Origin of the sequence: Sphingobium sp. BS19 (assembly GCF_027925545.1) — a bacterium.
Classification (GTDB): domain Bacteria; phylum Pseudomonadota; class Alphaproteobacteria; order Sphingomonadales; family Sphingomonadaceae; genus Sphingobium.
This window is the reverse complement of the sequence record NZ_BSEF01000013.1, coordinates 64464-86584: the sequence shown is the minus strand read 5'-3', so window position 1 is coordinate 86584 and position 22121 is coordinate 64464. Positions and strand designations below refer to the sequence as shown.

At 61.7% G+C, this 22121-nt stretch carries 21 protein-coding genes; 12 read left to right on the top strand and 9 right to left on the bottom strand.

What is annotated here, in order from left to right; all coding sequences use genetic code 11:
• Positions 1 to 108 precede the first annotated feature (108 nt).
• Positions 109 to 1524, top strand: coding sequence for a short-chain fatty acyl-CoA regulator family protein (locus QMG56_RS15915; RefSeq protein ID WP_230189706.1), 1416 nt, complete (start codon positions 109 to 111; stop codon positions 1522 to 1524).
• Positions 1525 to 1613: 89 nt separating this feature from the next.
• Here the strand turns inward: QMG56_RS15915 and gor are convergent, their stop codons facing one another.
• Together gor and pgi are read right to left on the bottom strand one after the other, a co-directional pair.
• Positions 1614 to 2960: a glutathione-disulfide reductase gene (gor, locus tag QMG56_RS15910; protein ID WP_281823252.1), complete on the bottom strand. Its 1347-nt coding sequence runs from the start codon at positions 2958 to 2960 to the stop codon at positions 1614 to 1616.
• 82 nt (positions 2961 to 3042) lie between these two features.
• On the bottom strand, positions 3043 to 4542 hold the full coding sequence (gene pgi, locus QMG56_RS15905; protein ID WP_281823250.1) for a glucose-6-phosphate isomerase: 1500 nt from the start codon (positions 4540 to 4542) through the stop codon (positions 3043 to 3045).
• A gap of 163 nt (positions 4543 to 4705) precedes the next feature.
• Here pgi and lepB point away from each other — a divergent pair, with 163 nt between their 5' ends.
• Genes lepB through QMG56_RS15880 form a run of 5 tightly spaced genes read left to right on the top strand, consistent with a single transcriptional unit; the run spans position 4706 to position 8255 of the window.
• Positions 4706 to 5530, top strand: coding sequence for a signal peptidase I (lepB, locus tag QMG56_RS15900; protein ID WP_230189709.1), 825 nt, complete (start codon positions 4706 to 4708; stop codon positions 5528 to 5530).
• Positions 5530 to 6195 (top strand): ribonuclease III, encoded by a 666-nt coding sequence (gene rnc, locus QMG56_RS15895; RefSeq protein WP_281823296.1) that lies wholly within the window; start codon positions 5530 to 5532, stop codon positions 6193 to 6195. The genes lepB and rnc overlap by 1 nt, the downstream gene beginning before the upstream one ends.
• Positions 6196 to 6254: 59 nt before the next feature.
• On the top strand, positions 6255 to 6542 hold the full coding sequence (locus QMG56_RS15890; RefSeq protein WP_281823249.1) for a GIY-YIG nuclease family protein: 288 nt from the start codon (positions 6255 to 6257) through the stop codon (positions 6540 to 6542).
• Positions 6543 to 6580: 38 nt separating this feature from the next.
• Positions 6581 to 7492: a GTPase Era gene (gene era, locus QMG56_RS15885; protein ID WP_281823247.1), complete on the top strand. Its 912-nt coding sequence runs from the start codon at positions 6581 to 6583 to the stop codon at positions 7490 to 7492.
• A 46-nt stretch (positions 7493 to 7538) separates the two neighbouring features.
• Positions 7539 to 8255: a GGDEF domain-containing protein gene (locus tag QMG56_RS15880; protein ID WP_281823245.1), complete on the top strand. Its 717-nt coding sequence runs from the start codon at positions 7539 to 7541 to the stop codon at positions 8253 to 8255.
• 9 nt (positions 8256 to 8264) lie between these two features.
• Here the strand turns inward: QMG56_RS15880 and topA are convergent, their stop codons facing one another.
• From topA to plsY, 3 genes are all read right to left on the bottom strand, one after another.
• The gene (topA, locus tag QMG56_RS15875; RefSeq protein ID WP_281823243.1) at positions 8265 to 10832 is read right to left on the bottom strand and encodes a type I DNA topoisomerase; all 2568 of its coding nucleotides are present in this window, start codon (positions 10830 to 10832) and stop codon (positions 8265 to 8267) included.
• 92 nt (positions 10833 to 10924) lie between these two features.
• Positions 10925 to 12007, bottom strand: a complete 1083-nt coding sequence (gene dprA, locus QMG56_RS15870) for a DNA-processing protein DprA (RefSeq protein WP_281823241.1) — start codon at positions 12005 to 12007, stop codon at positions 10925 to 10927.
• Between the two features lie 6 nt (positions 12008 to 12013).
• Positions 12014 to 12613 (bottom strand): glycerol-3-phosphate 1-O-acyltransferase PlsY, encoded by a 600-nt coding sequence (gene plsY, locus QMG56_RS15865; protein ID WP_281823239.1) that lies wholly within the window; start codon positions 12611 to 12613, stop codon positions 12014 to 12016.
• A 142-nt stretch (positions 12614 to 12755) separates the two neighbouring features.
• On the opposite strand from plsY, the gene murI reads away from it, so the two are divergent.
• The 5 genes from murI to QMG56_RS15840 all read left to right on the top strand — a co-directional run bounded on the left by murI (position 12756) and on the right by QMG56_RS15840 (position 17804).
• Positions 12756 to 13559, top strand: coding sequence for a glutamate racemase (murI, locus tag QMG56_RS15860; RefSeq protein ID WP_281823237.1), 804 nt, complete (start codon positions 12756 to 12758; stop codon positions 13557 to 13559).
• A gap of 120 nt (positions 13560 to 13679) precedes the next feature.
• Positions 13680 to 14900, top strand: coding sequence for a 5-aminolevulinate synthase (gene hemA, locus QMG56_RS15855; protein ID WP_281823235.1), 1221 nt, complete (start codon positions 13680 to 13682; stop codon positions 14898 to 14900).
• Positions 14901 to 14951: 51 nt separating this feature from the next.
• On the top strand, positions 14952 to 15953 hold the full coding sequence (locus QMG56_RS15850; protein WP_230189719.1) for a ligase-associated DNA damage response exonuclease: 1002 nt from the start codon (positions 14952 to 14954) through the stop codon (positions 15951 to 15953).
• On the top strand, positions 15946 to 17538 hold the full coding sequence (locus QMG56_RS15845) for a cisplatin damage response ATP-dependent DNA ligase (protein WP_281823233.1): 1593 nt from the start codon (positions 15946 to 15948) through the stop codon (positions 17536 to 17538). Before QMG56_RS15850 ends, QMG56_RS15845 begins: the two co-directional genes overlap by 8 nt.
• Before the next feature lie 47 nt (positions 17539 to 17585).
• Complete coding sequence (locus QMG56_RS15840) at positions 17586 to 17804, top strand: DUF1294 domain-containing protein (RefSeq protein WP_281823232.1); 219 nt, start codon at positions 17586 to 17588, stop codon at positions 17802 to 17804.
• Positions 17805 to 17882: 78 nt separating this feature from the next.
• Here QMG56_RS15840 and QMG56_RS15835 read toward each other — a convergent pair whose 3' ends face one another.
• The 4 genes from QMG56_RS15835 to QMG56_RS15820 all read right to left on the bottom strand — a co-directional run bounded on the left by QMG56_RS15835 (position 17883) and on the right by QMG56_RS15820 (position 20835).
• The gene (locus QMG56_RS15835) at positions 17883 to 18440 is read right to left on the bottom strand and encodes a fasciclin domain-containing protein (RefSeq protein ID WP_230189722.1); all 558 of its coding nucleotides are present in this window, start codon (positions 18438 to 18440) and stop codon (positions 17883 to 17885) included.
• 89 nt (positions 18441 to 18529) lie between these two features.
• The gene (locus QMG56_RS15830; RefSeq protein WP_230189723.1) at positions 18530 to 19258 is read right to left on the bottom strand and encodes an anti-sigma factor domain-containing protein; all 729 of its coding nucleotides are present in this window, start codon (positions 19256 to 19258) and stop codon (positions 18530 to 18532) included.
• Positions 19251 to 19829 (bottom strand): sigma-70 family RNA polymerase sigma factor, encoded by a 579-nt coding sequence (locus tag QMG56_RS15825; RefSeq protein WP_281823229.1) that lies wholly within the window; start codon positions 19827 to 19829, stop codon positions 19251 to 19253. The genes QMG56_RS15830 and QMG56_RS15825 overlap by 8 nt, the downstream gene beginning before the upstream one ends.
• A 31-nt stretch (positions 19830 to 19860) precedes the next feature.
• Positions 19861 to 20835, bottom strand: coding sequence for a threonine/serine dehydratase (locus QMG56_RS15820; protein WP_281823227.1), 975 nt, complete (start codon positions 20833 to 20835; stop codon positions 19861 to 19863).
• 59 nt (positions 20836 to 20894) lie between these two features.
• Here QMG56_RS15820 and QMG56_RS15815 point away from each other — a divergent pair, with 59 nt between their 5' ends.
• The gene (locus QMG56_RS15815) at positions 20895 to 22100 is read left to right on the top strand and encodes a saccharopine dehydrogenase family protein (protein ID WP_281823224.1); all 1206 of its coding nucleotides are present in this window, start codon (positions 20895 to 20897) and stop codon (positions 22098 to 22100) included.
• The last annotated feature ends 21 nt before the right edge of the window (positions 22101 to 22121 follow it).

Sequence of the window (22121 nt, the reverse complement as noted above, 5' to 3'; positions counted from 1 at the left end):
CCTCTTCCCGGAATTGTGCAGGCTTTTCCCCTTTTCAGTCTTTGCGACAAAGGGCAAATGTGAATTTGCGGATTTGCAAAAGCCGATTTTGCAAACTATTGCGAAGCGATGGCACGAGGCGCACGCATTTTCGCCGGGCAGAAGCTGCGACAGCTTCGGCTCGATCAACGGATGGATCAGGCCGCGATGGCGGCGGTGCTGGCTATATCCGTATCCTATCTCAGTCAGTTGGAGAATGACGACCGGCCGTTGACCGCGAAGGTCAAGGCGGCGTTGGCGAGCGCGTTCCCGCTGGACTGGGCAGCATTCGATGCGCGGGAGGATGAGCAGTTGCTCGGTGCGTTCACCTTCGCGCTGGCACATCCCGATGTAGCGAGCGGGCCGCTGGAAGCAGAGCGGACCGAGAAACTGCATCTGCAATTTCCGGAATTTGCGGCGCGTTTTGTGGACCTTCACCGCGCCTATAACCGTGCGAACGAGCGGCTGAACATGATGGAGGAAGCGATCGCCAACGACATGGCGACGCAGGCACGGATGCCGTGGGAAGCGGTGCGCGACTGGTTCCATAACGAAGGTAATTACGTCCATGCGCTCGATTGCATGGCGGAGGATTTGTGGGCGGCGCTGTCGGACGGCGGGCGGCTGACCGAAGCGACGCTGATCGCAGCGTTGCAGGACCGTCATGGCGTCGAGACGCGCGTGCAGGAAGCGCGGGACACTGCCTTGCGTGTGTACGATGCCGATACGCGGCGGCTGTTCGTCAACGCGGCGTTGCCGCCGGAAAGCCGCAAATTCATGCTGGCCTATCAACTTGTGATGGCGGAAGGCGCGGCGCTGATTGCGGATATTGCGGCGGGTGCGGGATTATCTGCGCCGGGGTCGGACAGGCTGCTCACCATCGGGTTAAGCAACTATGCGGCGGGCGCCTTGCTTATGCCTTATGCGCGCTATCGTGAGGCAGCGCGGGAAGTGCGGCATGACATCGACCAGTTGGCACGGCGGTTCGGGGTGAGTTTCGAGCAGGCCTGCCATCGGCTTTCGACGCTGCAAAGACCGGGGATGCGGGGTATTCCGTTCTTCTTCTGCCGGGTCGATATGGCGGGGAACATCACCAAGCGGCACAGCGCCACGCGCCTGCAGTTCGCGCGCTTCGGTGGAGCATGTCCGCTCTGGATCGTGCATGAGGCGGTGGCGATCCCCGACCGCATATTGGTGCAGCTTGGCGAGACGCCCGATGGGGTGCGCTATGTGTCGATGGCGAAGGGACTGGTGAAACCGTCAGGCAGCTACGCCCGCGCGCCGCGGCGCTATGCGGTGGTGCTGGGGTGCGAGATCGAACATGCGGGCAACTTCGTCTATGCTGACGGGCTGCAATTGCATGATGAGGCGGCAGCCACGCCGATTGGTGTGACATGTCGGCTTTGCCCGCGCCAAAGTTGCGATCAGCGCGCCTTTCCGCCGGCGGATCGGCCTATTCGGGTCGATCCGGATAATCGGCAGGTCGTGCCCTATTCGATTGAATGATTGAGAACCGTTCACCCTGCGCTTGTCGAAGGGCTTTTCTTCTTGAGAAAGCAGAACCCTTCGACAAGCTCAGGGTGAACGGGGGGAGGTTACTTCAGCAGCACCAGTTCCTCGGCCATGCTGGGATGCAGCGCGACGGTATCGTCGAAGTCCTGCTTGGTGAGGCCCGCTTTCACTGCGACCGCTGCGGCCTGCAATATCTCCGGCGCATCCGGGCCGATCATGTGGAGACCGACGACCTTGTCCGTCGCAGCGTCCACGATCATCTTGTAAAGCGCGCGTTCGTTGCGGTTGGCGAGGACGTTCTTCATCGCGCGGAAGTCTGAGGTGTAGACCTTGACCGTGCCGAGCTTGTTGCGGGCTTCCGCCTCGGTCATGCCGACGGCGCCGATGGGCGGGTGGCTGAACACGGCGGAGGGGATGTTGGTGTAGTCCACCTTGCGCGGATTGTTGCCGAACACGGTGTCGGCAAAGGCATGGCCTTCGCGGATCGCGACGGGGGTTAGCTGCACGCGGTTGGTGACGTCGCCCACGGCGTAGATGCTTTCGCAACTGGTCTTGCTGAATTCATCCACCTTGATCGCGCCATGATCGTCGAGGTCAACGCCTGCATTTTCCAGACCCAGCCCCTTGCTGTTCGACTGACGCCCTGTGGCGAAGAGCAGCAGGTCGCAGGCGACGGGATCGCCGCCCTTGATGCGAACGCACAAGGTGCCGTCTTCGTTCTTCTCGATCTTTTCGAAGGGCGCGTTGAAGCGGAAATTGATCCCCTTCACCATGCTGATCTGCAGCAGGCGGTCGCGGATTTGCGCATCGTAGCCGCGCAGGATCGTGTCGGAGCGGTTGACGATGGTTACATGCGCGCCAAATTCGTGGAAGATACCGGCGAACTCATTGGCGATGTAACCGCCGCCCGCGATGACGACGCGCTTTGGCATTTCGTCGATGTGGAAGACTTCGTTCGAGGTGATGCCATGCTCGGCCCCTTCGATGTCCGGCACCATCGGCCATGCGCCGGTTGCGACGAGGATGTATCGGGCCGTGACCTTCTCCCCGCTGGCCAGCGTAATTTCATGCGGGCCGGCGATGGTCGCGCGCTCGTGGAAGGTCGTGACGCTGTTGGTATCGAGCGTCTGTTGATAGATGCCATTCAGGCGGTCGACATCGGCAAGGACATTGTCGCGCAAGGTCTTCCAGTCGAAGCCGCATTCGGGAACGTCCCATCCGAAACGGCGCGCATCCTTCAGATCCTCGGCAAAATGTGCGCCATAGACGAGCAGCTTTTTCGGCACGCAGCCGCGAATGACGCAGGTGCCGCCGACGCGATATTCCTCGGCCACCGCAACCTTCGCGCCATGCGCTGCCGATATGCGGGCCGCCCGGACCCCGCCAGACCCTGCGCCAATGACGAACAGGTCGTAATCATAATCGCTCATGCAGAATGCTTTCGTTGTTTGATGCGATATGGCGTCGGGTCGGGCGTATTACCAACGGGATTTGACGATGGCCGTGATCGGATCAGCCGAGCGCCAGGTCGATTAGCGCCATCGTCGAGGGGTCGAAGCCGGTCGGGCCGTCCTGTTCGATGGACTTGGCGATCTGCTTGCCGAGTTCCACGCCGAACTGATCGAAGGGATTGATGCCCATCAGCGCCGCATTGGCGAAGGTGCGATGTTCGTAGAAAGCGATCAGCGCACCCAATGCCTGCGGATTTACGTCATCCAACAGGATCGTGGTGGACGGGCGATTGCCGGGATAGGCGCGCGCGGGGTCTTCGGCATTGTCCTTGCCTTGCATCAGAGCGGCGCCTTGGGCGAAGCAATTGACGAGCAAGGTGCGGTGATGTGCGGGGTCAAGCGCGTGACCCGCCTCGATCGAAGCGATGAACTCGACGGGGACGATATGCGTGCCCTGATGCAATAGCTGAAACACGGCATGTTGCGCATCGGTGCCGACACCGCCCCAGGTGATCGGCGCGGTCGGGCCGTCGACGGGCTGGCCATCGGCGGTCACGCTCTTGCCGTTGCTCTCCATCTCAAGCTGCTGGAGGTAGGAGGGCAGCAGGCGCAAGCGCTCGTCATAGGCGAAGACGGCGCGGGTCTGACAGTCCATGACGCGCGCATAATAGAGATCGGCAAAGGCCGCGAGCAGCGGTGCGTTGGCGGCGGGTTCAGCGAGGCGGAAGTGCCGGTCCATAAGGGCGGCGCCTTCCAGCAGGCTTTCGAACGCATCCCAACCGAGCGCCAGCGCCGCCGGGAAGCCGATGGAGGACCATAGCGAATAACGCCCGCCGACGCTTTCGTTGAACGGCAGGACGCGGGTTTCATCGACGCCCCACTCCATCGCCTTTTCGGGCGCAGCGGTAAGCGCGATGACCTTGCCATAGGGATCGTCGATCCCTGCCTCGACCATCCAGTTGATGGTGCTGGCGGCGTTGAGCATGGTTTCGGTGGTGGTGAAGGTCTTCGACGCGATGGCGAGAATAGTTGCGTGCGGATCGAAGCGATCCAGCGCGGCTTCCAGTGCGGTGCCGTCTACGTTGGAGACGATGGCGACGTCATAGCGTTTTTCATCGCGACCGAGCGCATCGACGATCAGGTTCGGACCGAGCGCCGATCCGCCGATACCGACGTGGATGATGTGCCGCACCGGCCCGAGCGCTTCGGCTTCGATGGCGTCGATCAGCGCGCGCATCCGGTTGTGGAACATCTTGGCAGCGGCGACGCTTTCCGGATTGCCTTCACCGCGTTCGGCGGGATGTTCGGCGGCGCGGCCTTCGGTGTTGTTGATCGCTTCGCCTGCGAACAGCGCGTCGCGCTTGCCCGCAAAATCGCTTTCGACGGCCAGCGTCTGAAACGCTGTCAGCAAGTCGTCCGTCAGGTGCGTCTTGCTCCAGTCGAAGCGGATGGGCCCCACGCTGAGCGTGTGTTTATCGAGACGACCGGCGTCCCTGTCGAAGATGGTTTTCAGTTCGGGGATGGGCTGTGCATGGATGGCGGTCCAGGATGGGCTGGTCATAATGAGTCCTTACTGGGTGGAAAGGCGTCGCTGCCCCGGCTGCACACCAGGAATCATCGCCTCCATAGCGAAAGGAAGCGCCGCTTGCATAGGGTGTCCCTTGACCTTCGCGATGGGACGACGCAAAGCCGCGAGCGCATAGATGAGGAAGCGACAGACAAGCATGAGCGACAAATCGGAGACGCGGGACTTTTTATGGTTCCTCGCGAAGCTGACGATATTCGTCATCGTGTTGCGCAGCTTCATCATGTCGCCGTTCAACATCCCATCGGAATCGATGCAGCCGCGGCTGTTGATTGGGGATTATCTGTTGGTGGCGAAGTGGCCCTATGGCTATTCGCGATACAGCCTGCCGTTCAGCGTCCCCTTAATCCCCGGCCGCATCTTTGCCTCTCAGCCCGAGCGCGGTGATGTCGTCGTTTTCAAGGCACCGCCAGACCAGAGCAACGATTATATCAAGCGCGTGATCGGCCTGCCGGGCGATCTCATCTCGGTTCAGGGTGGGACGGTCATCCTGAACGGGCAGGCCATCCCGAAGGTGAAGGTGGCAGACTTGGTCATCCCGGCCTCGGCGAACATGATAGCGGCTTCGGAAAAGGACGGTAATCCATCGCCTTGCTATCGCGTGCAGTTCGAGGAGCGGGAGAAGGACGGATCGCGCATGTGCCGCTATCCGCAGTTCCGTGAGACGCTGCCCAATGGTAAAAGCTACAACGTCCTCGACCTCGATCCCGATGGCGCGGCGGACAATCGCGATACGGTCGTCGTGCCGGAAGGGCGCCTGTTCCTGATGGGCGACAATCGCGACCGTAGCGCGGACAGCCGCTTCCCCGCCGAAGTCGGCGGCGGCATCGGCCTTGTCCCGCAGGAAAATCTGGTGGGGCGGGCGATGATCTCGGTCTTCTCGACCGACGGAAGCGCGCAATGGCTGCTTCCCTGGACGTGGTTCACCGCAGCGCGGTGGAACCGGATCGGCGAAGGCTTCTGATGCGGCCCGATACGGCGGCATGGCTGGAGGCGTTGATCGGCCTCTCCCCTGCCCGTCCGGATATGTTCGTGCAGGCGCTCACCCACGGCAGCGCCGCTGCGGCGAACTACGAGCGGCTGGAATTTCTGGGCGACCGTGTGTTGGGCGTGGTGGTGGCCGAATGGCTGTTCGAGCATTTTCCCGGGGAGCCGGAAGGCAAACTTTCGCGGCGCTTCAATGCGCTGGTGTCGGGTGAAACCTGCGCCGAAATTGCGCGCGACGTAGGCGTTCCCAAACACATGGTGCTCGGCAAGCAGGCGCGTGACGATGGCGCGATGGACAGCGACAATGTGCTGGGCGACGTGATGGAAGCGATCATCGGTGCGCTGTTCCTCGACGCAGGCATGGACAGTGCCAAGGCACTGGTGCGGCGGCTGTGGGCGGGGCGTGTGGATACGCAGGACTCAGCGCCCAAGCATCCCAAATCCGCCTTGCAGGAATGGGCCGCCGCCAACCGCCGCCGCCCGCCCGAATATGTGATGACCGGGCGAACCGGCCCACACCACAACCTGCGCTTTGCGGTTACGGTGACGATCCACGGCGTGGGCGACGCATCGGCGGAAGGCGCCTCGAAGCAGGAAGCCGAGACAGCAGCAGCGAAGGCGATGCTCGAGCGGTTATCCTGACCCCTCCCGCCGTTCATCCTGAGCTTGTCGAAGGATCTCGTTTCTTTTAATTTTCAGACATGGCTTTCTGGACCTACATGCTGCATTGCGCGGATCGCAGCTTTTATGTCGGGCATACAGACGATCTGGAGAAGCGGATTGCCATGCATCAATCCGGCCAGTTGCCGGGATATACCAGCACAAGGTTGCCAGTAAAAATGGTCTGGTCGCAGGCATTTGACAGTCGTGACGAGGCACTAACGGCCGAACGGCAGATCAAGGGTTGGAGCCGTGCAAAGAAGCTGGCGTTGATCCGGGAAGACTGGCCGCTCATCAGCGCACTCGCGCGCGGACACAAAGAGAAGTAAGCCCTTCGAAAAGCTCAGGGCGAACGGAGATTAGAATTTTGAACGAGACAGCCCAAAATCAAACCCGCTGCGGCGTTGTCGCCGTGGTTGGGGCGCCCAATGCGGGCAAGTCGACGCTGGTCAATGCTCTGGTGGGGCAGAAGGTCGCGATTACCAGCCCCAAGGCGCAGACGACGCGGACGCGCGTGATGGGCGTCGCGATCGAGGGGGATGCGCAGCTTATCCTGGTCGATACGCCGGGAATTTTCGAACCCAAGCGCCGGCTGGACCGGGCGATGGTTCAGGCGGCGTGGGGCGGCGCACAGGGCGCGGACCTGATCGCGCTGGTGATCGACGGCAAGGCAGGCCTTGGCACCAAGCTGGAGCGTGCGGTCGAAGGGTTGAAGGAGCGCAAGGAACCCAAGCTGCTCATCATCAACAAGGTCGACATCGCGACCAAGGAAAAGCTGCTGGTCCACGCCGAAAAGCTGAATGCCTCGGTGGGTTTTGAGGAGATTTTCTTCGTCAGCGCCGCGACGGGCGATGGCTTGCCGCAGTTCAAGGCGGCGCTGGCGAAGATGATGCCCGAAGGTCCGTGGCATTTCCCCGAGGATCAGGTGTCGGATGCGACCGACCGGATGCTGGCCGCGGAAATTACGCGGGAGCAATTGTATCACCAGTTACACGCGGAACTGCCCTATGCGGCGGCGGTCGAGACGGAAAAATATAGCGAGCGTCCCGATGGATCACTGGAAATCCATCAGCAGATATTGATCGGACGACCGACGCAGCGGGCCATCGTGCTCGGCAAAGGTGGGCAGCGGCTGAAACAGATCGGGTCGCAGGCGCGCGCGGAACTCGCGGCGCTGATCGGGAAGCCGGTGCACCTCTACCTGCATGTGAAGGTCAAGGAAGACTGGGAAAACGACCGCAGCGTGTATCGGGATATCGGGCTGGATTGGGTGGAGTAACCGCCAAAGTAAGCGGATATTTACCTCGAAGCGTTACGCCTTCGAAATGTCCGCTGCGATCCGCATTTTGATAGCCGTCAGCTTTTCCATGCTGGCGACGCTCATCGCGATGTATCTTCTTTCGCGGCTTCCGGGAATGGTTGTACCTCTGCAATGGTGGATTTTCGGAGCAGCATGCCCCTTGGTCGTGTCATTTCCGGTGAGTTACCTCTTGATTCGGCAGGGCGACCGAAACCAGATGTTACATACCGAGCTTCGAGCCGCCTTCGCCCAAGCCAAGCATCTTTCCGAAATCGACCAGATGACTGGGCTGCTCAACAGAGCGACGTTTATAAGGTGGGCTTCCGAGCGGTCGAAAGCGTCGTTCGGTGCCGTCCTTCTGATAGATATCGACAATTTCAAGAGCATCAATGACTTATACGGTCACCATGTTGGGGACACAGTCCTGCAAATGGTGGCCGAAACCCTGAAATCCTCCACCAGAAGCACCGATTTGTGCGGCCGTCTGGGCGGAGAGGAATTTGCCGTTCTTCTGCAAAATTGCGACATCGATACCGCGTTGAACATGGCAGAAAGACTGCGGGTCAACGTCAGTGAACTGCAGATTGCACTACCCAATAAGCAGGTCGTAGCACCGACGATCAGCATAGGCGTTGCCACCCAGAATGGCGTGCACCCCTTCCAGGAAACACTGCAGCACGCCGACCGCGCCATGTACCGCGCCAAGAACCAGGGGCGCAATCAGGTACAATTGGCCGCTTGAAATGGTCAGTTAAGTAACGGCAGCCTTTTTGGGTGCCGTCGCTTTTTTAGGAGCGGCCTTCTTCGCGGGTGCTTTCTTGGCCGCTGCTTTCTTAGGCGCTGCTTTCTTCTTACCCTTCTTGGCAGGTGCTGCGGCGGCGCGGGCGTCGATGAGTTGAGCGGCTTCTTCCAGCGTCAGTTGGTCCTTGTCGACGGTCTTGGGCAGCGTCGCGTTGGTTTCTCCGTCAGTGACGTAAGCGCCGTAGCGGCCTTCCATCAGCTTGATTTCAGCTTCGCTGCGCGGGTGTTTGCCCAGAACCTTAAGCGGTTCGCGACCGCCGGCGGCGCGCGGTCCCTTGTTGGCGGCGTCGGCCAGCTTCGCGACGGCGGCGTTCATGCCGGTTTCGAAAATTTCGGCGGTGCCGGACAGCCGCGCATATTTGCCGTCATGGAGCAGATACGGCCCGAAACGCCCGATATTGGCGACGATGGGCAGGCCGGTTTCCGGGTGATCGCCCACCGTTCGCGGGAGGCTGAGCAGCTTCACCGCCCAGTCGAGCGTCAGTTCGCCATCGGGCAGATCCTTGGGGATCGATCCGCGCTTGGCCTCCTTGCCTTCGCCCATTTCGATATAGGGGCCAAAGCGCCCGCTTTTGCGGATGATGTCCTGCCCGGTTTCGGGATGCTGGCCCAATGCCTCGGGGCCGGTATCGGCGGCGCCATCGCTGCCCGGCTGACCGAATTTACGGGTGAATTTGCATTCCGGATAGTTGGAGCAAGCGATGAACGCGCCGAAGCGTCCGCCGCGCAGCGACAATTTGCCATCGGCGCAGAGCGGGCAAGCACGCGGATCGCTGCCGTCTGCCTTGGCCGGGAACAGCATGGGTTCGAGGAACTTGTCGAGTTCCGCCGTGATGTCGGAAGGCTTCTGCTCCATCACCTCCATCGTCTTGGGCTTGAAGTCCTTCCAGAAGGCTTCCAGCACCGCCTGCCACTGCGCGCGGCCACCGGAGACGTCATCGAGTTCGTCTTCCATGCCTGCCGTGAAGTCGTAGCTCACATAGCGTTCGAAGAAGCGTTCGAGGAAGGCGGTGACGAGGCGTCCGCTTTCTTCGGCAAAGAAGCGGTTCTTTTCGATCCGCACATAGTCGCGGTCCTTGAGCGTCTGAAGCGTCGAGGCGTAAGTCGAAGGGCGACCGATGCCGAGTTCTTCCAGACGCTTGACGAGGCTGGCTTCGCTGTAGCGCGGTGGCGGCTGCGTGAAATGCTGTTCGGCGTTGACGGCCTTTTTCGCGGGCACATCACCCTGCGACAGACGGGGGAGCAGCTTGCCGTCTTCGTCTTCGCTATCGTCGCGGCCTTCTTCGTAGAGCGCGAGGAAGCCGGGGAAGATCACGACTTGGCCCGTGGCGCGCAGGGTATGGCTGCCGCTGCCGTCGGTCATGTCGATGGTGGTGCGCTCCATACGGGCGGATGCCATCTGGCTGGCGAGTGCGCGTTTGAAGACTAGGTCGTAGAGGCGCGCATGGTCGCCCGAACCGACCTTGTCGCGGGTAAATTCGGTGGGACGAATGGCTTCATGCGCTTCCTGCGCATTCTTTGCCTTCGTCTGATATACGCGTGGTTTTTCGGGGAGATAGCCGCCATCATAGCGGTCGGATATCGCCTTGCGCGCAGCGGAGATGGCGCTGTGGTCCATCTGCACGCCATCGGTACGCATGTAGGTGATGGCGCCGTCTTCGTAGAGCTGCTGGGCGATCCGCATCGTGTGGCTGGCGGAGAAGCCAAGCTTGCGGGACGCTTCCTGCTGGAGCGTTGAAGTGGTGAAGGGCGGGGGCGGATTGCGGGTGAGCGGCTTGGTCTCGACCGTCTGCACGGTGAAGCGGCCCGCTTCGACATCGGCCTTGGCGGCGAGTGCGTCGCCTTCCTTGCCGATGGTGAGGCGCTCGATCTTCTCGCCCTTCCAGCGGATGAGGCGCGAGGTGAACGCTACGCCGCCCTGCTCCATATCGGCGGAGACGGACCAATATTCTTGCGCGGTGAAGCTTTCGATCTCGCGTTCGCGCTCGACGATTAGGCGCAAAGCAACTGACTGCACACGCCCCGCCGATTTGGCACCCGGCAGCTTGCGCCAGAGCACTGGCGAAAGGGTGAAGCCGACGAGATAGTCGAGCGCGCGGCGGGCGCGATAGGCGTCGATCAGATCCTCGTCCAGCGCGCGGGGATGCGCCATCGCGTCGAGCACAGCCGCCTTTGTGATGGCGTTGAAGGTTACGCGGTCAACCACTTGCGGCAGCGCCTTTTTCGCGCGCAGCACTTCCTGCACATGCCAGCTTATGGCTTCGCCTTCGCGGTCAGGGTCAGTCGCGAGGATGAGGCGGCTGGATTGCTTGGCGGCGTCCGTGATCGCCTTCAACTGGCGCGCCTTGTCGCCGTAATTTTCCCACGACATCGCAAAACCGTCGTCGGGGTTCACCGATCCATCCTTGGGCGGCAGATCGCGGATGTGACCATAGGACGCCAGGACGTGGAAATCCCCGCCCAGATACTTCTCGATGGTCTTCGCCTTGGCCGGCGACTCTACAATGACAAGCTGCATGATGCTGTCGAAAACCCCTGTTGAATCGGTCTCTCACGTATACGCGCGAGTTTGGGTGTGGAAATTGAGAACCGTCAAGCGGCCATTATGGGTCATTCGCGCAGGCTGACGCGCCCGCCTGCATGGCGTTCGGCACGTCCGGCCAGTTCGAGTTCGAGGAGGACGGTCTGCACCAGCGCGGGGGCTATACCCGACTGGCGGATGACTTCGTCGACCGGGACCGGGACGGGGCCGAGCAGATCGACGATGCGGCGGCGGTCGGAATCGCTGGCGTCGGCGGGTGGCGCAGCGGTGAAGGGATCGGAGGGCTGGCGGAACATTGATCCGTGGATGGGGCCGATGGCTTCCAAAATGTCCGCGACCGATTGCACGAGGATCGCGCCTTCGCGGATCAGTTGATTGCATCCCTGCGCACGGGGGTCGAGCGGGGAGCCGGGGACCGCCATGACGTCACGCCCTGCCTCCCCCGCCAGCCGCGCGGTGATGAGCGAGCCGGACTTCGGCGCTGCCTCGACTACGACTGTCCCGACCGAGAGGCCTGCGATGATGCGGTTGCGCGAGGGGAAATGGCGCGCGAGCGGTTGGGTGCCGGGCGGCTGTTCGGCGAGGAGCAGGCCGCGCTGAGCGACCTGTTCCTGCAGTGCTTCGTTTTCCGGAGGGTACGCAATGTCGATGCCGCTGGCGATGACGCCGATCGTGCCGCCGTCGATCGATCCCTGATGCGCTGCGGTGTCTATGCCGCGTGCCAGGCCTGAGACGACGGTTACGCCTTCCGCCGCTAGCCCCTGTCCCAGCATCCGTGCGAAGCGGCAGGCAGCAGCGGAGGCATTGCGCGCGCCGACCATGCCGACGCAACGGCGCTTCGCCAGTGACAGATCGCCTCGATAGATGAGCGCGGGCGGGGCCGTTTCCATTTCGGCCAGCAATGCCGGGTAATCGGGTTCGCCGATGAAGACGTAAGTTGCGCCAAGGGATTGGGTGCGTTCGACTTCGCGCAGGATGAGAGCGGGTTCGGCCAAGCGCGGAGGGCGGCCTCCACCCCGCGCGGCAAGATCCGGGATCGCCGCCAGCGCGGCTGTGGCCGAGCCGAAGCGCGCGATGAGCTGACGATAGGTTATGGGACCGATCTGCGCCGAGCGGATCAGGCGCAGGCTATCCAGACGGGAATGCTCCAACGTATCTCAGCCCTTCTTGCCGACCTTCGGCTCCGTGCCCGCCAACAGTCGCCTTATATTGGCGCGGTGACGCCACAGGACGATAGCGGCCATCCCTGCGAAGGCCTGAGCAAGCATAGGATGCCCCGCTACTAGCGCGCCTATAGGGGCGCTGATCGCTGCCGCCATGCCCCCAACCGAGGACCAGCGCAGGATCAAGAGCGCGCCGATCCACACGGCCGCGAACAGCAGGCCGCTGGGCCAGTGCAGCGCGAGAACCACGCCCATCATCGTCGCGACGCCCTTGCCCCCGGCAAAGCGCAGCCAGATGGGGTAGCAATGGCCGATGAACGCCATCACGCCGCCGATGACGGTGCCGTGCGCCGGATCGATCATGCCGCCGACGGCGACTGCGCCAGCCCCTTTGGCCAGATCCAGAAGCAGCGTCAGCGCCGCCAGTCCCTTGCGCCCTGTGCGCAGGACATTGGTAGCGCCGATGTTGCCAGACCCGATCTGACGAAGGTCTCCAGCGCCGGAAAATCGCGTGAGGAGCAAGCCGAAGGGGATCGAACCCAACACATATCCGACAAGTGCAGCGAGAATTGGCGCGAGCCAGAGCGATGGCATGAAAAGGTCCCCTTGGTACGTCCCAATCATAAACGGCAGCGCAGCAGGGGCAAGTCGCGTTTCCACGTTTTGCGCAGAGGATGACGGGTTCGCCATCGCCATGCGGTTGACTTCCTAAGCCCGGCAAGGGAATTGAACGAGCATGACTGTATCGCCTGACGCCCCTGTCCTCTTTTTCGATTCCGGTGTGGGCGGCTTGTCGATTCTTGCGCCCGCCCATGCGCTTCTGCCAACCATGCCGGTCGTTTACGCTGCCGACTCCGCTGGATTTCCTTATGGGACGAAGAGCGAAGCGGAGATTGCGGCGCGGGTGCCTGCGCTGCTCGGTCGCCTTGTCGAGCGTTATCGCCCGCGTCTTGTGGTAATCGCCTGCAATACGGCATCGACCATCGCTCTGTCGGTGGTGCGCGCTGCGCTGGATGTGCCGGTGGTGGGCACTGTCCCGGCGATCAAGCCCGCCGCCGAGCAATCAATCGAGCGCGTCATCGGCGTGCTTGGCACTGACGCCACGGTGCGCCAACCTTATGTGGATCGGCTGGCGGCGGAACATGGCGCGGATTGTACCGTGCTGAGGCACGGATCGGCGGCGCTGGTGGCGCTTGCCGAAGCGAAGCTGCGCGGAGAGATGCTCGATCCGGCGGTGGCGCGCGATGCCTTGGCGGGATTGCTCGATCAGCCCGGCGGGGAGCGGATGGACGTTGTTGTGCTGGCTTGCACGCACTTTCCGCTTTTGCTGGATGAACTACGCGCCGCCAGCCCCCGCGAACTGGCTTTCGTCGATGGCGGACCGGGCATCGCGCGGCGGATCGCCTATCTTACTCAGGGACAGGCATGGCCGGACGCACAGCCCGATGGCGTCGCCGTATTTACGCGGGTCGATGCCGACACTGAAGCGTTGCGACCTGCGCTGCTATCATACGGATTAACACGTATCGACGCGCTATAAAGCGCCGCGACGATTGGAGTGATCGGAAAACTCCCACTTTTGCGAACGGTTATCGCTGGTAAATCGCTCACACCCTGTCTAAACGGCGGCGCTAGTCAATGCAGCAGTCGGGACGACGCCGTGAACTACAAACATATCTTCAGCCAGGCTATCGACCGCTTGCACAGTGAAGGCCGCTATCGGGTCTTCATCGATATTTTGCGGAACAAGGGGAATTTCCCCAACGCGCGCTGCTTCCATGGCCATAACGGGCCGAAGCCGATTACGGTGTGGTGCTCCAACGACTATCTCGCCATGGGCCAGCATCCCAAGGTCGTTTCCGCGATGGAAGAAGCGCTGCACGATGTCGGCGCTGGGTCTGGCGGCACGCGCAATATCGGCGGCAACACGCATTATCATGTCGATCTGGAAGGCGAACTGGCCGACCTGCATGGCAAGGAAGGCGCACTGCTCTTCACCAGTGGCTATGTGTCGAACGAAGCGACGCTCTCGACGCTGGCCAAGCTGCTTCCCGGCTGCATCATCTATTCCGATGAACTGAACCACGCATCGATGATTGCGGGCATCCGCAATTCCGGCTGCGAGAAGCAGGTGTTCCGCCACAACGATGTCGAACATCTGCGCGAATTGCTCGAAGCGTCCGACCCCGAAGCGCCCAAGCTGATCGCATTCGAAAGCGTCTATTCGATGGACGGCGACGTCGCGCCGATCGATGCGTTTTGCGATCTGGCGGATGAATTCAATGCGCTGACCTATCTCGATGAAGTCCATGCCGTGGGCATGTACGGTCCGCGCGGTGGCGGCATTTCGGATCGCGACGGCGTTGCGCATCGGTTGACGATCATCGAAGGGACGCTTGGCAAGGCGTTCGGCGTGATGGGCGGCTATATCGCCGCCGATCAGATGATCATTGATGTGATCCGCAGCTACGCGCCCGGGTTCATCTTCACGACTTCGCTTTCGCCTGTGCTGGTGGCCGGTGCGCTGGCCAGCGTGCGGCACCTCAAAGCATCGAGCGAAGAGCGCGATGGGCAGCAGGCGGCTGCCGCGACACTCAAGAATCTGATGAGCGAAGCTGGTTTGCCGGTGATGCCGTCGGTCACGCACATCGTTCCGCTGATGGTCGGTGATCCGATCAAAGCCAAGAAGGTCAGCGACATTCTGCTCGCCGAATATGGCGTCTATGTGCAGCCGATCAATTACCCGACGGTCCCGCGCGGCACGGAGCGGCTGCGCTTTACGCCCGGTCCTGCGCATGATGAAGCGATGATGCGCGATCTGGTGTCGGCTTTGGTGGAAATCTGGTCACGCATGGAATTGCAACTGGCCGAGGCGGCCTAAATTCCAGCCCCTCTTGCGGAACCTAACATTGCTCTCCCATCTTGAGAGGGCATGTCATCCGTTCCCCATTGGATAGAGCCGCACCCGACCGGCATCTATGTTCGCCCCGCAGATGCGTGGATCGACCCCAGCCAGCCGCGTGATCGCGCGCTGGTAACCCATGGTCATGCCGATCATGCGCGCGGCGGTCATGGGCATGTGTGGGCGACGCGCGAGACATTGGCGATCATGGGTCTGCGCTATGGGACAGCGGATGGCACCCCGCTGGCCTATGACGAGACGTTCACGCTGGGCGATGTGACCATTCGCTATGTGCCTGCGGGGCATGTGCTGGGTTCAGCGCAGATCGTGCTGGAACATGCAGGCGAGCGGGTAGTGGTGACGGGCGATTATAAACGCCGCAGCGATCCCACCTGCCCCGCTTTCGTGCCGGTGCCGTGCGATATCTTCGTGACCGAGGCCACATTCGGACTGCCCGTATTCCGCCATCCCGATACGGGGAGCGAAATGGACCGGCTGCTGGGCGCACTTCATGCCCATCCGGAGCGATGCGTGCTGGTGGGCGCTTATGCGCTGGGCAAGGCACAACGGATCATTTGCGAACTGCGCGCGCGGGGGCATCATGACGCCATCTATATCCACGGCGCGATGGAGAAAATGTGCGCGCTGTATCAGGATTTCGGCGTCGAGATGGGCGAATTGCGACCCGCCGCTGGTGTCGCGGCGAAGGACATGCGTGGGCATGTCGTGATATCCCCGCCCTCGGCGCTGAACGACCGGTGGAGCCGTCGGCTGCCCGATCCCATCACTGCCATGGCGTCAGGCTGGATGCGGGTGCGGCAGCGCGCGCGTCAACGCAACGTCGAGTTGCCGCTGGTGATATCGGACCATGCCGACTGGGACGAACTGACAGCGACGATCCGCGAAGTCGCGCCGACCGAGACATGGGTGACGCATGGGCGGGAAGAGGCACTCGTTCACTGGTGCCAGATGCACCAGATGAAGGCACGCGCGCTGGCGCTGGTCGGGCGTGAGGATGACGACGATGCGTGAGTTTGCGCAACTGCTCGATGGGCTGGTCTACACGCCATCGCGCAATGGCAAGCTGCTGCTGATCGGCGAGTATATGAAGCGGACGGTCGATCCCGACCGAGGCTGGGCATTGGCGGCGTTGACCGGAAACCTCGACCTGAAAGCGGTCAAATCCTCTGCCATTGGCGAAATGATCCGGGGGCGGGTCGATCCGGTGCTGTATGAGATGAGCCGGGATTATGTAGGCGATATGGCGGAGACGGTATCGCTGCTCTGGCCCTCGTCCGATGCAGCGGATGTCGATGACGGCACTCTGACGCTGGATGTCGTCGTGCAGCGGCTATCAAATGTGAAACGCGCAGAGGCATCCGCCATGCTGGCCGAAATGATGGATCATCTCGACATCAGCGGACGGTTCGCGGTGCTTAAGCTGGCGACGGGCGGGCTACGCGTCGGCGTGTCTTCGCGGCTTGCCAAGACCGCATTGGCACAGGCGTTCGATGTGCCGGTCGACGATATCGAGGAGAGCTGGCACGCGCTAACGCCGCCCTACGCCACGTTGTTCGACTGGCTCGAAGGGCGGAGCGGCCGGCCCGATCCGGCAGGTACGCCGTTCTTCCGTCCGTTCATGCTGGCTCATCCTTTGGAAGAGGCGAGTGTCGATCTGAAGGATTATGCCGCCGAATGGAAATGGGACGGCATCCGCGTGCAGATCGTCGGCACGGGGGGCGAGACGCGGCTCTACAGCCGTGCGGGTGACGACATCACCGGCAACTTCCCCGACGTGGCCGATGCTTTCAGCGGGCATGGCGTGCTGGACGGCGAGCTACTGGTTAAGGGCGATGTACAGGGCGCTGAGGCGCATGGTGGCGCGGCGGCGAGCTTCAACGCCTTGCAACAGCGGTTGGGCCGCAAGGCGGTGTCGGGCAAGATGCTGGGTGAGTTCCCAGCCTTCGTGCGGCTCTACGATCTGCTGCTCGACGGAGAGGAGGATTTGCGGGCGCTGCCGTGGACGGAACGGCGCAAACGGCTGGAGGCCTTCATGCCGTCACTGGATCCGTCACGTTTCGATCTGTCTGCCGTGATCGACGCGAAGGATTTCGAGGCCTTGGGCGAAATCCGCGCAGGTGCGCGTGACGCAGCGATCGAGGGCGTCATGCTCAAGCGACGCGACAGTCCCTATGTCACCGGGCGACGCGCAGGCCTCTGGTATAAATGGAAGCGCGATCCGCTGACCGCCGATTGCGTGATGATGTATGCGCAGCGGGGGCATGGAAAGCGTTCGTCCTATTATTCGGACTACACCTTTGGATGCTGGACAGAGGATGGCGAATTGCTGCCGGTGGGCAAAGCCTATTCCGGGTTTACCGACGAGGAACTCAAAGGGCTGGACCGTTTCGTGCGGAGCAACACCGTCAACCGCTTCGGCCCGGTGCGCGAGGTGGAAAAGACGCTGGTGCTCGAAGTCGCGTTCGATTCGATCCATGAAAGCAAACGGCACAAGTCGGGACTGGCGATGCGCTTTCCGCGTATCTCGCGCATCCGGCGCGACAAGCCAGCAGCGGAGGCGGATATGATTGCGACATTGCGAAAGCTCGTCATCTGAGCGCGTGGGCAATTATACCGGCATTCTTGTTACTGAACGCATGGACGATGCTGCGTTTCTGGCAAGACAAGCAGCGAGCGATAAACGGTAGACGCCGAATTGCGGAATCTGACTTGCTGGGTTTGGCAATTATCGGCGGATCGGTGGGAGCATTGTTAGCCAGGCAAATGTTCCGTCATAAAACGCGAAAAGAACCCTTTTCCACCTACCTACTTCTGATCCTTGTCGCTCAGATCGGCGGACTCATCGGATGGTTTTTACTCTGATCACCGTAAAGCCCGCCGACGGGGGGAACTATCGGCGGGCTCGCAGCAATCTTACGGTAGAAAATCCGTGGATCAGGTTCAGGGCATCAGAACCGTATCGACAACATGGATCACGCCGTTCGACTGCATGACGTTGGGGATTGTGATCTTCGACTTGCCGCCCTTGGCGTCCGTCAGATACCAGCCGCCGTTTTCCTTGGCGACCGAGAGGGTTTCACCCTGCACGGTGGTCAGCATGGCTTTGCCACCATTGGCCTTGGCCAGCTTTTCGATGTCCATCGCCGTCAGGCGACCGGGGACGACGTGGTATGTCAGAATCGTGGTCAGCGTCGCCTTGTTCTCAGGCTTCACCAGCGTTTCGACGGTGCCGGTAGGGAGCTTGGCAAAGGCCGCATTGGTCGGCGCGAAGACAGTGAACGGTCCAGCGCCCTTGAGCGTATCGACCAGACCAGCGGCCTGCACCGCTGCGACGAGGGTGGTGTGGTCCTTCGAATTGACAGCGTTATCGACGATGTCCTTGGTTGGATACATTGCTGCACCACCGACCATCGGGTTCTTGGCCGAAGCGACGGTGCCGCCGGCGAGCAGCATGGCCCCGGCAAGGGACAGGGATAGCTTTGAAAGGGTGATTTTCATAACGGGAGGCGTCCTTCCTACATTGGCACGCCGGGTTTGCCGGGTGCTGCACAGTTACGCGCGAACAGTGGGAAAGGATGCAGAGGCGGTCAGATAATCGAAATCTTTCCTGCCGCGACTGGCGCGCTGCTTGGCGCGGCATGAGGTGCCGTCGCAGCGGGCTCCATCGTGATTGCCAGAGTGACTCCGTTTTCCAGCATCGCCCGCATCTTGGGCGAGACGGCCATGCGCGTGGTGCCCCTCGCGGAAATCATGCCCAGCGAACGGGGCTTGCCATCTGCAGGTATCACCCAGAGTTCCGGGGCCAGATCGCCTTGCGGCAGATTTTCCGCACGCAGGTTGAGTTGCGCGGTCGTCTCGTCATAGCGCGCGGCGACGAGCATATTGCTCCCCTGTCCGACCATCTGCGCAACGGCCATCTGATTGGCGGGTGCTGCCTGCACGATTTGCGGAGGAAGCGACGCCGGGGGGCGGAAGAGCAGAACGAACGCCAGCGACGCAGCCAGTGCACCCGACACAAGTGCGCTGGCACGCCAGACTCGCAATTGACGTGTCACGCCCGATGCCACCGTTGCCTTCGGTTCGATCTGCGCGGCAATGCCTGCCCAGACTTCCAACGATGGACGGTGTTCGGCAAAATCATGGTGCAAGGGCGCGAGGCGTCGCTCCCATGCCGTCACGTCCGCAGCGAAAGCCGGGTCGGACAGTTGCAACCGCAGCGCCTCTGCGCGCTCCGCACCCGTCAACAGCCCAAGCGCGAGTTCACTAGCCAGCGCATCGCGTTCTTCGGGCGTCATCGGGGCGGATGGCTCAGTCATCGCCAAGGCATCCTTTCAACCGCTGCAGGCCGCGACGCATCCAGCTTTTCATCGTCCCCAAGGGGACGTCCATACGCGCCGACAGGTCCGCATAAGTCAGCCCATCGAAGAATGCCGCGCGAATGGCCGTCGCCTGCCGCTCTTCGAGCGTATCGATGCACTGATGGATGCGCGTGGTTTCCTGATCCTGTTCGATAGTCTGATCCGCACGCATCCGGGTATCGGCAATCGCGAAAGCGGCCTCTTCCGGCGCAGTCGCCACGCGGCCTGACGCACGGCGCCAGTCAATGGCGGAATTGCGGGCAATCGCGCACAGCCAGGTAATCGGACTGGCCCGCCCTGCATCGAACCGCCCCGCGCGGTTCCACACCTTGATATACACATCCTGCAATATGTCCTCCGCCGCATCGCGATCATTGGAGATACGCAGGCAAATTCCAAATAGTTTCGCAGACGTCATATCGTAGACTTGGCGGAGCGCCACGCGATCCTGTTGCGCGACCGCCTGCAGCGCGTCGATGAGTTTGCTTCGTGCCGCGTCCGGGCCGGATGATGGCTCTGCCGTGCTCACGGTCGTAACACTAGCGGCGGTGCACAGCTTATCAAGCGCCTATCATTGCCGCGTAGGTGGGTAAGTCGACATTGCGGCCGGACAGGGTGATCACGGTGCTGTCATCGACCTGCGCCTTTCCGGCCAGCACTGCAGCTAGAGCGACCGCGCCGCCGGGTTCGAGCACGAGGCCAAGCGACGTCATGGCGAGGCGCATGGCGGCGGCGACCTCTGTTTCGGTAACGGCAACCCCTATCGCGCCGCGCCCGTGGAGGATGTCGAATGTCAGCGGCGCTATCCGCAGCGTTTGAAGTGCATCGCAGCGTGTCGGCGGAGGATTGGGACCGACGGGCACGATATGTCCCTGCCGTAGCGACTCCCCGAAATCGCCCCAGCCTTCCGGTTCGACGACGGTGATCTGCGTATCCGGCAATGCCAGCGCGCAGCCGCTGGCCAAACCGCCGCCGCCGCAACAGATTACCATGCGCGTGGGGCGTTTTCCGGTCATCGCTTCGAGCTGGTCGGCGGCTTCGATGGCGGCGCTCCCCTGCCCCTCGACCACCCAGGGATCGTCAAAGCTGGGTACGAGGATCGCACCATGCTCATCGGCCAGTTTGACGGAGATCGCTTCGCGGCTTTCGGTCATCCGGTCATAGGTTACAACATTGGCGCCCAGCGCGCGGGTTGCGTCGACCTTTGCCTGCGGGGCATCGGCGGGCATGACGATGGTGGCGGTCATGCCGAGCCGCCGCGCGCTCCAGGCGATGCCTTGGGCGTGGTTACCGGAAGAGAAAGCGACGACGCCCCCTGCCCGCTCTGCTTCGGACAGGTCCGACAGGCGATGCCACGCCCCGCGAATCTTGAACGCGCCAATGGGTTGAAGCGATTCGGCCTTGCACCAGATCGTGCGTCCGTCGATCTCCAGCGGCAACAATGGCGTAGGCGGAAGGATCGCTGCGATCTTTTCCGCAGCGCGCAGGACGCCTTCCCGATCCGGCGTTCTGATGGTGTGACTTTGCGCTGTCATGGTTCATCCCTATATGGGCGCATTCGCGCGGATTCCGCGTCCAAGCATGGAGCATAGAATTGAGCAAGGTCCTTGTCATCGGCGCTGGTGGCGTCGGCTCGGTAGCCGTTCACAAAATGGCTATGAACGCTGATATTTTCACCGATATTACATTGGCGAGCCGCCGCGTGGCGAAATGCGATGCCATCGCCGAATCGGTAAAGACGCGCACGGGCTTGACCATCAAGACCGCGCAAGTCGATGCCGACGATATCGAGGCGACCGCCGCGCTGATCGCACAGGTTCAGCCCAAGCTCGTCGTGAACCTCGCGCTGCCCTATCAGGATCTGTCGATCATGGAAGCGTGCCTGAAAACCGGCGTGCATTACATGGACACCGCCAATTACGAGCCGCGCGACGAAGCCAAGTTCGAATATCACTGGCAGTGGGCGTATCAGGAACGCTTCAAGCAGGCTGGCCTGATGGCGCTGCTCGGATCGGGTTTCGACCCCGGTGTAACGAGCGTGTTCGCGACCTATCTGAAGAAGCATCATCTCGACACTATCGAGACACTCGACATTCTCGATTGCAATGGGGGCGATCACGGCCAGCATTTCGCCACAAACTTCAACCCGGAAATCAACATCCGCGAAGTGACCGCCGTGGCGCGGCATTGGGAAAATGGTGACTGGGTGGAAACGCCGCCTTTGTCGCACAAGCAGACGTTCGACTTCGATCAGGTCGGGCCGAAGAACATGTACCTCATGTATCATGAGGAAATCGAATCGCTGAAAACGCATCTGCCGGAGATCAAGCGCATCCGTTTCTGGATGACCTTCGGCGACGCCTATCTCAAGCATCTCGAAGTGTTGCAGAATGTCGGCATGACGCGGATCGATCCGGTCATGTACGAAGGCAAGGAAATCATCCCGCTGCAGTTCCTGAAGGCCGTGCTGCCCGAACCGTCATCGCTGGGCGTGACGACCAAGGGCAAGACCAACATCGGTGATATCGCCACGGGCAAGAAGGATGGCGTTGAAAAGACGTTCTATATCCTGAACGTGTGCGACCATGAGGAAGCCTATGCCGAAACCGGCAATCAGGCGGTGAGTTACACCACCGGCGTTCCCGCCATGATCGGCGCGGCCATGGTGCTGACCGGTGCATGGTCGGGCGCCGGCGTGTTCAACATGGAGCAGTTCGATCCCGATCCCTTCATGGACATGCTGAACACACAGGGCTTGCCGTGGCAGGTCAAGGAACTGGACGCACCGCTGGCGTTTTAATTTATAGCGTCACCCCAGCGA

What these genes read in the sequence shown, in the direction of transcription:
- QMG56_RS15915 (WP_230189706.1), top strand. Translation starts at nt 109, where the DNA reads ATGGCACGAGGCGCACGCATTTTCGCCGGGCAGAAGCTGCGACAGCTT.
- gor (WP_281823252.1), bottom strand. Translation starts at nt 2,960, where the DNA reads ATGAGCGATTATGATTACGACCTGTTCGTCATTGGCGCAGGGTCTGGC.
- pgi (WP_281823250.1), bottom strand. Translation starts at nt 4,542, where the DNA reads ATGACCAGCCCATCCTGGACCGCCATCCATGCACAGCCCATCCCCGAA.
- lepB (WP_230189709.1), top strand. Translation starts at nt 4,706, where the DNA reads ATGAGCGACAAATCGGAGACGCGGGACTTTTTATGGTTCCTCGCGAAG.
- rnc (WP_281823296.1), top strand. Translation starts at nt 5,530, where the DNA reads ATGCGGCCCGATACGGCGGCATGGCTGGAGGCGTTGATCGGCCTCTCC.
- QMG56_RS15890 (WP_281823249.1), top strand. Translation starts at nt 6,255, where the DNA reads ATGGCTTTCTGGACCTACATGCTGCATTGCGCGGATCGCAGCTTTTAT.
- QMG56_RS15880 (WP_281823245.1), top strand. Translation starts at nt 7,539, where the DNA reads ATGTCCGCTGCGATCCGCATTTTGATAGCCGTCAGCTTTTCCATGCTG.
- topA (WP_281823243.1), bottom strand. Translation starts at nt 10,832, where the DNA reads ATGCAGCTTGTCATTGTAGAGTCGCCGGCCAAGGCGAAGACCATCGAG.
- plsY (WP_281823239.1), bottom strand. Translation starts at nt 12,613, where the DNA reads ATGCCATCGCTCTGGCTCGCGCCAATTCTCGCTGCACTTGTCGGATAT.
- murI (WP_281823237.1), top strand. Translation starts at nt 12,756, where the DNA reads ATGACTGTATCGCCTGACGCCCCTGTCCTCTTTTTCGATTCCGGTGTG.
- QMG56_RS15850 (WP_230189719.1), top strand. Translation starts at nt 14,952, where the DNA reads ATGTCATCCGTTCCCCATTGGATAGAGCCGCACCCGACCGGCATCTAT.
- QMG56_RS15845 (WP_281823233.1), top strand. Translation starts at nt 15,946, where the DNA reads ATGCGTGAGTTTGCGCAACTGCTCGATGGGCTGGTCTACACGCCATCG.
- QMG56_RS15840 (WP_281823232.1), top strand. Translation starts at nt 17,586, where the DNA reads ATGCTGCGTTTCTGGCAAGACAAGCAGCGAGCGATAAACGGTAGACGC.
- QMG56_RS15835 (WP_230189722.1), bottom strand. Translation starts at nt 18,440, where the DNA reads ATGAAAATCACCCTTTCAAAGCTATCCCTGTCCCTTGCCGGGGCCATG.
- QMG56_RS15830 (WP_230189723.1), bottom strand. Translation starts at nt 19,258, where the DNA reads ATGACTGAGCCATCCGCCCCGATGACGCCCGAAGAACGCGATGCGCTG.
- QMG56_RS15820 (WP_281823227.1), bottom strand. Translation starts at nt 20,835, where the DNA reads ATGACAGCGCAAAGTCACACCATCAGAACGCCGGATCGGGAAGGCGTC.